Below are 14,045 nucleotides of genomic sequence, written 5' to 3'. Positions count from 1 at the left end.
GCCGCGTTGCGACGCCTCGTGCGTTTCGAGAAGCTGTCGCTTCGATGGGTCGTACATGCCTGAGAGCGCGAAGCGCGGCAAGGTATGTGCGATGCACACCCTTCTTGAAACGCTTTAGGAAGGGGAAAGATATGGCAAAAACAATCGGCAATCCGATCAGCTGGGCCGCCCAGAACCTGGGTGCCACTGGCGATCACATGGGCGAAACGGCCACCCAGCTTGGCAGCGAGAACACTGGTAACCTACCCGAAATCCGCACTTTGAGTACCGACGACATCCGGTACGCCTTGCGCGCAGGCTATAACGATTTTCTGGCCAGCCGAGCCGACGCGATTTTCATTGCGGTGGTCTATCCGCTGGCAGGTCTTGTCCTGTTCGGACTGGGCATGCGCATGGACATGGTTCCGCTTTTGGCCCCGCTCGTCATGGGCTTTGCATTATTGGGGCCTGTGGCTGCCGTCGGCCTATATGAAATCAGCCGCCGCCGGGAATTGGGGCAAGAGGTGCGTTGGCTGGATGCTTTCGGCGTCTTCCGCTCTCCCGCGTTTGGGGCGATCTTGGCCTTGGGTCTGTACCTTACGGCCCTATTCGTGACTTGGATCCTGACCGCACAAAGCATTTACGTCCAGACCCTTGGGCCAGAAGCACCTGTTTCACTGATGGCCTTTCTGACAGAGGTAACCACCACCGCCGCTGGCTGGACCATGATGATCGTGGGCGTCGCAGTTGGGTTCCTGTTCGCTCTGATTGCTTTGGCGATCAGCATTGTGAGTTTTCCGTTGCTGCTGGATCGTCAGGTCGGCGTTCCGGTCGCCGTTGTCACATCCGTCCGGGTTATGCGACAGAATCCACGCGTGGTTCTGACCTGGGGTGCAACCGTCGCGGCCATGCTGGTGATCGGCTCGATCCCGCTGCTTTTGGGATTAATTTTCGTCATGCCCGTTTTGGGACACGCAACATGGCACCTGTATCGCCGAGCCATTGCCTAGATAGGGAATGCGCAGGCCGCTGTCAGGCCTGCGCCAAGATAGCTTAACCGCCGACCTTCATGACGATTTTGCCGATGTGGCCAGAACTTTCCATGCGCGCGTGCGCATCTGCTGCTTGCGCGAAATCAAACTCACTATCCATGACAGGCGCAACAGCGCCAGCATCCAGCAATGGCCAGACGGCTTCGCGCAGATCCTGTGCTATCCGCGCCTTGGCCAGATCGCTTTGCGGGCGCAGAGTACTGCCGGTCAGGGTCAAACGTTTGACCATCATCAAAGCAAAGTTCAGCTCGACCACTGGTCCTTGCAGAAACGCGATCTGCACCAGACGCCCATCCTCGGCCAGACATTTGACGTTGCGCGGGATATAGTCACCGCCCACCATGTCCAGGATCAGGTCGGCACCGCCTTCGGCGCGCATCACCTTGACGAAATCCTCGTCCCGGTAATTGATCGCCTTTTCAGCCCCCAAATCCAGACAGGCCTGGCATTTTTCATCTGATCCAGCCGTGGCGAAGACCCGCGCGCCAAAGGCTTTGGCCAGTTGAATCGCGGTCGTCCCGATACCGCTGGACCCGCCATGAACCAGGAACCGCTCTCCCGCTTTCAAACCGCCGCGGGTGAAAACATTGGACCAGACGGTGAAAAACGTCTCGGGCAGACAAGCCGCCTCTTTCATCCCCATGCCAGCAGGCACCGGCAGGCAATGCGCTGCAGGTGTCGCCACATATTCTGCATAGCCCCCACCGGGTAGCAGCGCACAAACCTGATCACCAATACTCAGCGAATCGACACCATCACCAAGGGCCACAACCTCTCCCGAGCATTCCAGCCCCGGCAGGTCGCTGGCACCCGGGGGCGGATCATAGGCCCCGGCCCGCTGCAGAGCGTCAGGACGGTTGACGCCAGCATAAGCGACCTTGAGCACGACCTGACCGTGGCCGGGTGTCGGCATCGGTCGGTCCGTGAGTTGCAGTACCTCGGGGCCGCCGGGTTTGGTGATTTCGACGGCGCGCATTGTTTCGGTCATCCACGATCTCCTGGATTAGGTTTGTTCGTCATGTCAGGCGATCAGTCGCGCGGTGTCAACGACCCCGGCAAGTCCTTCATTCGACCCGGTGCTTTGATCTGGCTCATCAACCAATTCGGCCCAGCCAACAAAGGTTTGAAAAGCGGGTTCTTGTTGACTTGGGCTTTGAGTTTTTCGAGCTGCATTACGTTCTCGATCCGGCGATCAATGAACTCCCACGTGGCTTGATAGTTGGGCGAATCATCACCCAGCCAGAACAACACGGTCGAGGAATAGACCGCCGATAACGTCGCGCGCTTGGTGTACCAATTCGCATCTTGCGAGGTATCGCCAAGCGTATCCCATATCAGGTCGCAGGTGCCCCAGATCGCCTTGGCCCCGTCTGCGGCATAAGCGGGCAGCGCAAACAGCGTCGTGCCCCGGCGCACCGCTTCTTTGTCATCAGAGGCTTCCAGCCGGAACCGCACGGCAGCCGCAACCTTTTCGCTGAATCGCAACTCGCTCATGTCTTCGGACTGCATCCGCGCGACCATCTGCGCATCTCCACGTGCATGATAAGCCAAAGCCAGATCAACCGCCCCGCGCGGGCAAACAGCGCGTGCCAGAGTCATGTCGATATCCGCATCCGACACCGCAGCGACAAACGTCGCCTCTGTCCAACCGTCAAAGGGAACATGGGTCAGAGCCACGTCCAAAAGGGTTTCACGCAGGTCTTCGTAAGGCATGGTCATGATCAATCTCCGAACTGTTACACACGTACTAGACATAATAGCAGGCCTTTGCTATACGGCCACTTCCTGCAAATCCTTGCAACTCTATCTAGAAAGGTGGTGAAAACCACATGCAGGTTAGTGTTCGTGACAACAATGTCGATCAGGCGCTTCGTGCCCTGAAGAAAAAGCTGCAGCGTGAAGGCGTCTTCCGCGAAATGAAGCTCAAGCAACATTTCGAGAAACCGTCCGAGAAAAAAGCGCGCGAGAAGGCTGAAGCGATCCGTCGTGCCCGTAAACTGGCGCGTAAGAAAGCACAGCGTGAAGGTTTGCTCTAAGCAAGTCAGCGGCTCTTTACAGACGCTATTTGACGACCCCCGAGGCATCGCCCGGGGGTTTGTCGTTTCTAGAGCGGTGTTAATCTTTAAAGTCCGAACACCCGCTTGGCATTGCCTGCCAGAAACATATCTTGCCGGGTCGGATCCAATCCCAAACTGTCCAATCCTTTGAGCGCCTTTTCGGGTGGCATCATCGGATAGGTGCTACCAAACAGCACCTTGCCCGCGCCATGCCCGTTGAGGAACCGCACCAGTTCTGGCGGATACCGTTCCGCTGTGTAGGCTGAGGTATCGATGTAGACGTTTTCATGTTTGGTCGCGACCGCCACCGCCTCTTCGGTCCAGGGGTAACCAATGTGTCCGCCAACGATAGTTAGCTCAGGGAAATCCAAAGCCACTTGATCCAGATACAGCGGCCGCCCGACTTCGGACGGCATCAGCGGGCCGGTGTGACCGATTTGGGTGCAGAACGGCACGCCTAGATCGACACAAGCGGCATAGACCGGATAGAACCGGCGATCTGTCGGTGGTACCTCCCACAGCCAGGGAAGAACCCGTATCGCCTTGAACTCCAGCTCGGTTACGCAGCGCCGGACCTCGCGAACCGCCTCCATCGGGCGGGCAAGGTTGACCGAGCCAACTCCGATCAACCGATCAGGTGCTTGAGCCACAAATCCAGCAACCTCATCGTTTGAAATCATCGTGTTGCGCGGTGCCTCCCACGCGCTGATCAACATCCGGCCAACCCCTGCCTGATCCATCAAGCCAACCGTGGTTGCCACCGGCAGCTCCTCGGTCGGGGTTGGGGTCTTGGTCCAACGTCGCAGCGAATCGAACATTGGATCTTGGGAATGTCTGAGCGTAGGGTGCTGGCCCCAGGCGTCGATAATTTCACTCACCGGTGATCTCCTGATGACAAAACGGAATCTGAGTCCTGCTCTAGAGTGTAACTCTAACCAATGGTCACGCGGAACGGGCTGACGAAAACGCCATACTCGCCAAGACCCTCGCCGCTTGGCGCTTACTGCTGATCGAGGCCGGTGCCTTACGCCCAATGTTCGAGATGATGATTTTTGCACAGCCAATAGGCCCGGCGCAGGTCTTTTGTCGGGCGTGGCTATCTGGTCGAAACACAGACGACCCGCGCGATCATGCGCGGGCGTTTATCGACAATGCTTGCAGGGCTTTGCTCCTAATTGCGGATCAATAAATCTTTGGTACGTAGAGTTCATCTGGAAGGAACTGGCGTTCGTATTCGGGGTTGTACTTGCGATCCGGCAAATTGACCTTTTCGCTTGGTACATCCTCGTATGGAACCTGAGTCAAAAGATGTTCGATACAGTTAAGTCGCTCGCGCTTCTTGTCGTTACCCTCAACAATATACCAAGGCGCCTCAGGAATGTTTGTTCGCTCAAACATCTCTTCTTTCGCTTTGGTGTATTGCTCCCACCGGACTCGACTTTCCAGATCCATGGGGGATAGTTTCCACTGTTTCATTGGATCGTGAATGCGCATGAGAAATCGCAACTGCTGCTCTTCGTCAGTGATCGAAAACCAGTATTTCAGCAGGATGACCCCTGAGCGCACTAGCATCCGCTCGAACTCGGGCACGTCGCGGAAAAACGCTTCGACCTCTTCGTCGGTGGCAAAACCCATGACCCGTTCCACTCCGGCGCGGTTGTACCACGACCGGTCGAACAACACGATTTCACCGCCTGCAGGCAGATGCGGCACGTAGCGCTGGAAATACCACTGACTCTGCTCCCGGCGCGAAGGAGCAGGCAGAGCAACAACGCGCGCAACCCGCGGGTTCAGCCGTTGGGTGATCCGCTTGATCACCCCACCCTTACCGGCCGAGTCGCGCCCTTCCATCAAGATCACAACTTTTTGGCCAGTGTGCTGCACCCAATCCTGAAGCTTTATCAACTCGGCTTGCAGACGCAGTAGATTGCGGAAATACACCTTGCGATCAAGCATCTCGGGATGTTGCGCACGATAAATCTTGCGGATTTCCATCGATAGCATCGGTTCGCTGAATTCGATCTCGAAATCCTCGTCCAGCGTGTCCTCCAGCTCGGCTTCCAACCAGTCCATTGCAGATGTGTTAGATTCCTCGGTCACGGGCTGGTTCCTTCCTTCAATTCAACACACACCCAATACGGGGATCAGGTAACGCTTTGGTGTCGGCCTTCAATACGGTGGCCTTTGCACTCATGCCCAACAAACGGAATACCGCAGGCTTGAGACACGACATGATGATATGGCTGGCAGATCAACACAACCGCAATATGCTTGCGAGCAAATGCTTGCCAATGCCTTGATTTTGATCAACGTGTGGGCCGCAGAACTGAGAAATTCACAGGAAACAGTATGCCCTATCTGTTGTCCAACCTGGCCGATCTTTGGCCGTGGCTGATCCTGATGGCTGCACTCGGCAGCGGTTGGGCCGGGTTTGCGCGTTCGGCTTTTGCCTTGCTTGCCGTCTGGGCCTGTATCGCTGTTTATGTTGGCATTCTGTCCATCACAGCCCTGATCGCAACTGCCCTGGGGCTGGCGTTGGCGGCATGGCTGCGGGATGCCTCTGGACTTTTGGCCATTGTAGGTTGGACTGCCCTGATGGTGTGGTCGGTGGCCATGGGCGCACATTTATTACCCGGCTTCAACAATCCCATCGCTCTGGACAACGTTATGGCAGGTCCAGGCAGTCGTCCCTTCACCATGCATTTGAACGCCGACAAACCACTGGTGTTCTTTGCGCTTCTGTTGGCCTGGCGCCCTCTGTTAATCTCTGATCGCCCTCTCAGGCTCACTCCTTTGCTACTCTCATCGGCTCTGGCCCTTGCGCTTTTCCTCATTGCCATTGCCGCTGACGCCTTGGCGCTGGAAGTGGGCCTGCCTGAGTGGGCACTGCTCTTTGCGCTGGCCAATCTGCTAATGACTTGCCTGACAGAAGAGGCGTTTTTTCGTGGCTTCCTACAAAAAGCGCTCACTGCGCGTATCGGGATGACAGGCGGTATTGTCGCTGCCAGCCTTTTGTTCGGGATGGTTCATTTTCCAGGCGGACCTGCGGTGGTGGTCTTTGCCACCTTGCTCGGGGCAGCGTGTGGATTGGGCCAATGGTATGGGGGGCGGCTGCGCTATGCTGTGTGGATCCACTTCGGCTTTAACATGCTTCATCTGCTGTTTTTCACCTACCCCGGCCCGACCTAAACCGGTAGGGCTGTTGTCTTGAACACGGTACGTAAGGCAAACGAGCTCTGCATTTGCGCCACCCCAGGAAGCCGCGCCAGATGTTGGCGGTGAATGCGTGCAAAATCCTCGGTATTTTCAGCGACCACCTTTAAGATGTAATCCGCTGTTCCGGCCATCAGGTGACACTCCAGAACATCCGGAATGCGACCAACGGCCTTTTCGAACGCATCCAGGACTTCATCCGCCTGCCCCTGCAAGGTGATCTCGACAAAAACCGTCGTCGGCACGCCGAGCTTTCGCGGATCGAGCAGTGCAACATAATCGCGAATGTAGCCATCCGCCTCAAGCCGCTGCACCCGCCGGTGGCAGGCGGACGGGGACAGATTGGCCTTTTCCGACAGTTCTGCGTTGGACATTCGCCCCTTGAGTTGCAGCGCCCTGAGAATCCGTCGATCTGTTGCGTCCAAGGCCATTCGCGCACATCCTTTGCATCATTTAGCTATCTTGCGCGACATTATCCCGAAAATACCGCAGTATACGAGGGGGGTTTCAGAAAAATTGCGGCCAACATCTGCACATAATTTGGGCAGATTGTGAACGGAGGAAGCACAATGAAAATCGGGTGCCCCACAGAAATCAAACCCCAGGAATTCCGCGTTGGCATTACGCCGGATGCCGCCCGCGAGGCGGTCAACCACGGCCACGCAGTGATCATCCAGAAAGGCGCGGGCGCAGGTGCCGGCTTCACCGACGAGGACTATGTCTCGGCTGGTGCGGCCGTCATCGACACGGCAGAAGAGATCTTTGCCACCGCCGACATGATCGTGAAGGTCAAAGAACCCCAAGCTGGTGAGCGCAAGATGCTGCGCGAAGGGCAGCTGCTTTTCACTTATCTGCATCTGGCCCCTGATCCGGATCAGACACATGATTTGATCGAATCCGGCTGTACCGCCATCGCTTATGAGACTGTAACCGACGACCGAGGCGGCTTGCCCCTGCTGGCACCAATGTCCGAGGTTGCCGGTCGTCTGGCACCCCAAGTTGGCGCATGGACCCTGCAAAAAGCCAACGGTGGCCGCGGCGTTTTGATGGGTGGCGTACCCGGTGTGGCCCCGGCCAAGGTTGTGGTCATCGGCGGCGGTGTCGTGGGCACCCACGCGGCCAAGATTGCCGCAGGCATGGGCGCGGATGTCACCGTTTTGGACCGCTCTCTGAACCGTCTGAAATACCTCGACGACGTCTTTGGCCGTGACTTCAAAAACCAGTACTCCACTGCTGGCGCCACTGCCGAGTTGGTGCGCGAGGCCGACATGGTGATCGGCGCGGTCCTGATCCCCGGTGCCGAAGCCCCCAAACTGGTGTCGCGCGCTCAGCTGAGCGAGATGAAGCCGGGTGCGGCTCTTGTCGACGTCGCAATCGATCAGGGCGGTTGTTTCGAGACCTCCAGGGCAACCACTCATGCTGACCCGATTTATGAGGTCGATGGCGTCTTGCACTACTGCGTGGCCAATATGCCTGGCGCTGTGGCTCGTACCTCGACCCAAGCATTGGGTAACGCAACATTGCCCTTCATGCTGAACCTGGCCAACAAAGGTTGGAAACAGGCCTGTGCCGACGATCCGCACCTGCTGAACGGCCTGAACGTGCATGCTGGTCAACTGACATACTATGCGGTTGGCAAGGCCTTGGGTATCGACGTCGTGTCACCGCAACTGGTGATCAAGTAGGTTCAAGTTACTCCAAAACAGACCCCGGCCATCGTGCCGGGGTTTCTTGGGAGTTGCACCTAGTGCAGTACTAGATCCAAGTTCTATGCCATCAGAGACGGTTTGGCACCGAGGCCGAAACTCAATCTTCCATTCCTGACGGAAGGTCCGATATCAGTTCATTCTGATACCCAAACAGCGCTGGCAGCCCCCCAGTGTGCAACATGACAACTTTTTGCCCTTGGTCAATTTCTCCAACAGCAACCAAGTGCAACAATCCCGCGAATGTTTTTGCGGAATAGACCGGATCAAGGAATACCCCTTCGGTCCGAACCATCTTTTTCAATGCACTGTGCGTGTTGGCGCCCAATTGGCCGTATCCCGGAGGAAGCGCCTCGTCCAGAACCCTAATCTTGTCCAACAAGGGCGCAGCTTCAATATTCAGCAGATCAGCCAGTTTCTGAAGCACAATCCGCATTCGAGCGATTTGCTTGTTACTGTCTCTTCGCACGCACACTCCGAAAACGGAAGAAGCCCCGCCCTCCAGCGCTAGTCCGGTCAGTAATCCGGCATGCGTTGCGCCGCTGCCTGAAGGGACAACGACCGCATCAAAGTCCGGCATCTGGCGCTGTAGCTCCAGCCCGGCTGAGACATAACCCAACGCACCAAGGGGCGGGTGGTGTAGCCCAAGGTGAATGACATATGGCTTACGGCCTTGAACCTTAAGTTCCTCTGCACGTGCGTGCAAAGCTGCGTCTGCACCACTCTCATCCTCTCTTTCAGGATAGCTCATATGTTCGGCGCCCAGAAGTTTGGCCAACAGCACATTGCCTGAGGTGTAATAGTCCGGCCCCATATCAGGTACACGCTCTTCCAGTTGCAGCACCGATTGCATGCCCAAGCGTGCCGCCGCCGCTGCGGCAGATCGCACATAGTTGGATTGAACGGCACCGGTGATCAGAATCGTATCTGCACCCTTCTGAACGGCATCCCCGATGTAAAACTCAAGCTGGCGCGTCTTGTTACCGCCAAACCCAAGCCCGGTCAGGTCGTCGCGTTTAAGCCAAAGGTCGATGCCAAGCTCCTTGGACATTCTGTCTAACCGTTCAACCGGAGTTGGCCCCGACATCAGTATGGCGCGAGGGAATCTAGCCAGAATGTCATCCTGTGTCATCTTCTGCCTTTCGAGACTATGTCAGTGTGTATGCACGGTGAAAGAGAACGCAGCAGGCGATCAAAGACACCATCCGGATGGCTCGGGTGGTCAGTGACTGTGGCAACCTTGGACCAAGAACACGGCCTGCCAGACTACCTGTCAGGGTCACGGCGACGAACCCTATCAGCAATGATCCGAACAGTAGGACTTGCGTCTCTTTCAGGCTGTGCAACACAAATGCGACACCATATGCCACCAAAACAATCGCCTCGTTCATTAAAGGATAGACAACAAGACCCGCCACCACCCCAACGAGGCATCCAACAATTACAATCGGAATAGTCTGGGAATTAGCCCGCACAACATGCCGATCCGTGGCCACCGCTGAAACTATGGTGTTGAGCAATAGCAAAACGGGAATGGCTGTTGAGGTTACAACAAGGATCATCATCGGTGGGCCCGCGATGATGCTGAACCCGATGCCAACCCCAACTTGCAATGTCGCGCCCAGACAAATTGCGACCATCAGGATAGAGAATTCAACAGACACACAAAGCTCCTAAAGGCGAATTTCATCTTTTACACATTGAACGATCCAGAATTTGGTCCCTGGTTCCATGGCCGTTTGCAAAGAGGAATGCGACTCTACCTCCCGCTTTTGTCACTTCGACCATGGCATGATCCCAGTGTACGCCCCCCGCGTCCCAACCAAATGCGCCATTTGCGCCAACGTCGTCAGATCAAAAATCGGCAGGTTCAGTTCTTCCTGAAGTCGCGCGGCATAGGGTGGCAAGTCTGTGCATTCCAGAACCACAGATCGAATATCAGGTGCCTTTTGTCTGAGACGGCGGGCCGCCTCGAGCACCTCGAGCTCAATCAGATCCGTGTCCATGCGGGTCCGAGTGTTGCGCAATATGACTTCGGCGAACTCCTGCGTGTCTTCGAGACCCTGCACCGCAACCGGTATGCCTGCCGCGCCTACACCTTCAAAATGGCGCGGCGTCAAGGCCGATGCATCGGCGGACAATACGCCCACAGGTGCAGAAGCTCCGGTCATGTGAAATGCCAATGGCACTTGGATCAGGCTCGAAGCAAAAACCGGCACCGACACGGCCGCCGCCAGTTCCCTTTGGAACAGCGCCAGGAACCCGCAACTGCCGGTGATAGCACGCACACCTTCCGCTTCGAGCCGCTGTGCGCCCTTGATGAACGGGTCCAAAAGTTCGGGCGTTGCGTTGTTCAACAAGGTTGGGACGGTGATCCCGTCGATCATCTCATACAGCACCGGAAATGGCAGGCCTGAGGGGTTTTTGATGTGCCCCGGTGGTTTCGGGAAATAGCTTTCAAGGCATAGAACACCTATCGAGCCTCCGCAGATGTTTTGACCACCCTCGTAAATCGGCATTGCAAGCACATCCTTTCGGTTCAAGAAGTTGGGAACATTGGCTAGAACCGGGTCACCGCAAACGGGGCCAGATCCACGTTGGGGTTTCGGCCTGACATCAGGTCGGCAACAAGCTCACCGGTCTTGGGCGCCATCATCAGGCCGTAATGGGAATGACCAAAAGCCGTAAACAGACCGTCCAACCCTTTGACCCGCCCAAGTGCGGGCAAGCTGTCGGGGAAGGACGGGCGCCGTCCCATCCAGAATTTAGATCGGCCAGTGTCCAGATCCGGCAACATATCCTTGGCCTGCGCAGTCAGAATCTTTTCCTTACGCGGGTCAGCGGGGGCATCGATGCTGCCAAACTCGGCCGTGCCGGCAACACGCAAACCGCCCTGCATCGAACTGGCAACAACCTTGGCGTCCACATCCATGACCGAGTTATTCAGGCTCACATCAGGAGTTTGAAATTCGACATGATACCCCCTCTCCGCCACAAGCGGTACGCGCAGGCCCAGGGGTTTCAGCAAATCCGCGGACCAGACACCCGCGGACAGGATCACCTGACGGGCGCGCAGTGGTCCTTTAGTGGTGATCAACTGCCATCCGCTGCCCGTCGCGCGGGCCAATCCAGTTACTTCGGTGCGCAAGATCTCAGCGCCCTGCGCACGCGCCTTGTCTGCAAGAACCGCCCCCATGCGACCTGGCGATGTCACGCGCGCCTGCCCTTTTATCACAACCGCTGCCTTGAATTCATTGCTCAGCGCGGGTTCGATCTGGCGTAGTTCAGCCCCGTTTACTCGCTGCAGATCGCCCCCCTTTTCGCGGCGGATCCGATAATCCAGCCCCTCAAGGTTGGCCTGCTCAGGATTGCGAAAGGCATGCAGATAGTAGCTGTCAGTGATTAACTCCTCTTGCCCTGTACCCTGCAAATGCCGGCGATAGAGGTCGATAGACGGGCGGCACAACAGTTCCATCGCGCCCGACGCCTGACGCAGCGAAGCCTCATTTGCCTTACCCAGGAACTGCAAACCCCAGGGGATCATTCTGGGCCAGAACGCCGTTCGAACCGACAAAGCGCTGTTCTGATCGAGCAGCATCTGGGGCAACCGCTTCCAGATGCCTGGAACCGCTTGCGGGATGATCGACCAAGGAGAGACGACACCCGCGTTCCCGAATGAGGTCTCTTGCCCCGGTTCGCCCCGGTCGATCAGCCGAACTTGCACCCCGCGCTCTTGCAGCGAAAGGGCGCAACAAATGCCGACGATTCCTGCGCCGATAATGGTCACTTGCTCTGTCATCGGGTCAGGCCAACGATTGACTGCGGTTGCGGGCGATCAGTTGGGTGACAATAACCGGAGAGGCCACTGCCAGCGCGATAAGATCAGCTGTCAAACTGGGCGCCACAAAGATGATGCCCGAGATCGCCACCAGAATCCGCGCCATCACGTTCATTGGTTGCAACCAATAGCCTACGACCGCAGCCGACAGGGCAATGACCCCTGCGATACAGCTGGACGCAGTATACGTGAACTCCCACAGGTCAAATCCGGTTGACGACACAAATAGCAGGACCGGAGCATAAACAAAGGCCATAGGCGCGACCACTTTGCCCAGGCCAAGGGTAAAGGCGGACAGACCTGTGCGGAACGGGTTTGAGTTTGCGATGGCTGCCGCCGCGTAAGCTGAGGTGCAAACAGGCGGTGTAATCTCGGACACCACGCCATAATAAAGCACGAACAGGTGGCTCGCGATCGGGGGCACGCCCAACTGCGCCAATGCAGGCTGCGCGACCGAGACCAGCATAATGTACAGCGCCGTGGTCGGGATGCCCGCCCCCATCAGGATGCACACAACCGCGATGAACACCAACGAGATGAAGAGTTGCAAATCCTCCATCGTAAAGAACTGGAAACTGCCAAAAGAGATCATGTTGTAGAGATCAGCCGCCAGATTTCCCGCGCCCTGGGTCACCATGAAACCGATGCGGAAACCAATGCCGGTCGTATTGATCACTCCGACGACGATACCCACTGCAGCCGCAGCTGCCCCCACGGCCAACGAGTACTTCACGCCAAGCTCAATCGCTTGCAACATTTCTGGCACTTCGATCCGATTTTGTGGGTTGAACGTCGCGATCACAGTCAGGATCGACAGGATTGCCGTCATGGTCAGGTCAAACCCACCGTCCGAAAACTTCCACAGCACAAAGGCCAAGAAAGCCGCGGCATAGACCAAGGTCGGCGGCCGTTTGACACGCGACATTCCTGTGATCACCGCCAACGAAATGCCGCAGAAGGCGGACATAAAGGGCGTGTATCCGGTGAATAGCACCACCAACAGGCCAATTAACGGCACAATGTTGGCCCACCCTTCAGACCAGACGGCCTTGAAGTGCGGCAATTGCTCTTTGGTCAGGCCTTGCAGGTTTAGCTTGCGTGCCATCAGGTGCACGACTGTAAAAACACCCACATAGTGCAGCAGCGCCGGAAAAATCGCAGCGATCACGATGGTGGTGTACGGGACTTCAAGGAACTCGGCCATGATAAAGGCCGCAGCCCCCATGATCGGCGGCGTGATTTGACCGCCCGCCGAGGACGCGGCCTCGACCCCGCCAGCGAAATGACCCGGATAGCCAAGGCGTTTCATATTCGGGATGGTCAATGCCCCGGTCGAAACGGTGTTGGCCACTGACGAGCCTGAGATGGTGCCGAAAAACGCGGATGACACAACCGAAACCTTGGCCGGACCACCGGTATAGCGCCCGGCCAGAATGGTGGCGTTGTCGATAAAAAGCTGCCCCAGTCCCGTGCGCTGTGCGATCACGCCGAACAACACAAAGTGGAACACGATAGTCGAAACGACCCAAAGCGTGACGCCATAGATACCTTCCTGCGGGAAATACATCGAAGACACAAAGGTTTTGAAATTCACGCCAGGATGCTGCAGCAAACCCGGGAAATATGGTCCCAACAGGGCGTAAGAAATAAAGACACAGATGATCAGGGGCAAAACCCAACCCAACGTGCGCCGCGCGATGTCCAGAACCAGCAGGATGATGATCACCCCAAGCACCACATCGTACGTGTTGGGATTCCCCATGCGGAACGTCTGTTCCTCTATCCCAAAAAATGCAATTCCACGCCAAGCGAACCCGACATAAAGCGCTGCAACGATACCGAGCGTCATGAAGACCAGATCATATAGGGGGATGTTACCGATACGGAAACGGCTGACTTTCAAGGCATACAAGCTTTTGAGGCTGACAACCGGGATCGTGGCATAGACCAGGATGAACAGCAGGGCCAGATAGATGCCCATGTGCCAATGGTCAGCAGGAAGACCGAAACCAGCAGTGAAGAATTCGTAGAACGCAAAGATCAGGGCGACGACTCGCAAAAACATGCCGGTGGTTGGTGTGACCTGACGGACTGCGGCCCCTTCGTCGAACTGTTCTTCGATGGCAGCCAGTTCCTCGGCCGTAAGTGTATGGTCATCCAAATTCTGGGTCTCGGACATGATGGCCCCCTGATGTCACAT

General features: G+C 56.7%; 14 protein-coding genes. 4 read left to right on the top strand and 10 right to left on the bottom strand.

What is annotated here, in order from left to right:
• Window positions 1-131 precede the first annotated feature (131 nt).
• Window positions 132-989 (top strand): DUF2189 domain-containing protein, encoded by an 858-nt coding sequence (locus G6R15_RS19750; protein ID WP_164661702.1) that lies wholly within the window; start codon window positions 132-134, stop codon window positions 987-989.
• Between the two features lie 43 nt (window positions 990-1,032).
• Here G6R15_RS19750 and G6R15_RS19745 read toward each other — a convergent pair whose 3' ends face one another.
• Both G6R15_RS19745 and G6R15_RS19740 read right to left on the bottom strand, forming a co-directional pair.
• On the bottom strand, window positions 1,033-2,019 hold the full coding sequence (locus G6R15_RS19745) for an NAD(P)H-quinone oxidoreductase (RefSeq protein WP_164661701.1): 987 nt from the start codon (window positions 2,017-2,019) through the stop codon (window positions 1,033-1,035).
• A gap of 41 nt (window positions 2,020-2,060) precedes the next feature.
• Entirely contained in the window at window positions 2,061-2,750 is a 690-nt protein-coding gene (locus tag G6R15_RS19740; protein ID WP_164661699.1) for a COQ9 family protein, read from the bottom strand.
• A gap of 110 nt (window positions 2,751-2,860) precedes the next feature.
• Here G6R15_RS19740 and rpsU point away from each other — a divergent pair, with 110 nt between their 5' ends.
• Window positions 2,861-3,067, top strand: a complete 207-nt coding sequence (rpsU, locus tag G6R15_RS19735) for a 30S ribosomal protein S21 (RefSeq protein WP_005614280.1) — start codon at window positions 2,861-2,863, stop codon at window positions 3,065-3,067.
• 86 nt (window positions 3,068-3,153) lie between these two features.
• On the opposite strand, the gene G6R15_RS19730 is transcribed toward rpsU, so the two are convergent.
• The gene (locus G6R15_RS19730) at window positions 3,154-3,966 is read right to left on the bottom strand and encodes an amidohydrolase family protein (protein ID WP_205520584.1); all 813 of its coding nucleotides are present in this window, start codon (window positions 3,964-3,966) and stop codon (window positions 3,154-3,156) included.
• A gap of 304 nt (window positions 3,967-4,270) precedes the next feature.
• Window positions 4,271-5,161, bottom strand: a complete 891-nt coding sequence (gene ppk2, locus G6R15_RS19725) for a polyphosphate kinase 2 (protein ID WP_373456021.1) — start codon at window positions 5,159-5,161, stop codon at window positions 4,271-4,273.
• A gap of 276 nt (window positions 5,162-5,437) precedes the next feature.
• Here ppk2 and G6R15_RS19720 point away from each other — a divergent pair, with 276 nt between their 5' ends.
• Window positions 5,438-6,277 (top strand): CPBP family intramembrane glutamic endopeptidase, encoded by an 840-nt coding sequence (locus G6R15_RS19720; RefSeq protein WP_164661696.1) that lies wholly within the window; start codon window positions 5,438-5,440, stop codon window positions 6,275-6,277.
• On the opposite strand, the gene G6R15_RS19715 is transcribed toward G6R15_RS19720, so the two are convergent.
• On the bottom strand, window positions 6,274-6,732 hold the full coding sequence (locus G6R15_RS19715; RefSeq protein ID WP_164661694.1) for an Lrp/AsnC family transcriptional regulator: 459 nt from the start codon (window positions 6,730-6,732) through the stop codon (window positions 6,274-6,276). The two genes, G6R15_RS19720 and G6R15_RS19715, sit on opposite strands and share 4 nt — an antisense overlap.
• Before the next feature lie 138 nt (window positions 6,733-6,870).
• Here G6R15_RS19715 and ald point away from each other — a divergent pair, with 138 nt between their 5' ends.
• Window positions 6,871-7,986, top strand: coding sequence for an alanine dehydrogenase (ald, locus tag G6R15_RS19710; RefSeq protein ID WP_164661693.1), 1,116 nt, complete (start codon window positions 6,871-6,873; stop codon window positions 7,984-7,986).
• Between the two features lie 121 nt (window positions 7,987-8,107).
• On the opposite strand, the gene G6R15_RS19705 is transcribed toward ald, so the two are convergent.
• From G6R15_RS19705 to G6R15_RS19685, 5 genes are all read right to left on the bottom strand, one after another.
• The gene (locus G6R15_RS19705; protein WP_255456191.1) at window positions 8,108-9,094 is read right to left on the bottom strand and encodes a D-cysteine desulfhydrase family protein; all 987 of its coding nucleotides are present in this window, start codon (window positions 9,092-9,094) and stop codon (window positions 8,108-8,110) included.
• Between the two features lie 61 nt (window positions 9,095-9,155).
• A complete protein-coding gene (locus G6R15_RS19700) occupies window positions 9,156-9,671 on the bottom strand; it encodes a hypothetical protein (RefSeq protein WP_164661690.1) in 516 nt (171 codons plus the stop codon).
• A 111-nt stretch (window positions 9,672-9,782) separates the two neighbouring features.
• On the bottom strand, window positions 9,783-10,526 hold the full coding sequence (locus tag G6R15_RS19695) for an aspartate/glutamate racemase family protein (protein ID WP_164661689.1): 744 nt from the start codon (window positions 10,524-10,526) through the stop codon (window positions 9,783-9,785).
• Window positions 10,527-10,567: 41 nt separating this feature from the next.
• Complete coding sequence (locus G6R15_RS19690) at window positions 10,568-11,806, bottom strand: FAD-binding oxidoreductase (RefSeq protein ID WP_164661688.1); 1,239 nt, start codon at window positions 11,804-11,806, stop codon at window positions 10,568-10,570.
• Between the two features lie 4 nt (window positions 11,807-11,810).
• Window positions 11,811-14,024 (bottom strand): TRAP transporter fused permease subunit, encoded by a 2,214-nt coding sequence (locus G6R15_RS19685; RefSeq protein ID WP_164661686.1) that lies wholly within the window; start codon window positions 14,022-14,024, stop codon window positions 11,811-11,813.
• Between the last annotated feature and the right edge of the window lie 21 nt (window positions 14,025-14,045).

The sequence above is a fragment of the Tropicibacter sp. Alg240-R139 genome, from assembly GCF_900537075.1.
GTDB lineage: Bacteria > Pseudomonadota > Alphaproteobacteria > Rhodobacterales > Rhodobacteraceae > Falsiruegeria.
Note: the sequence above shows the minus strand (reverse complement) of the source record. Positions and strands in the feature narration are given on the sequence as shown.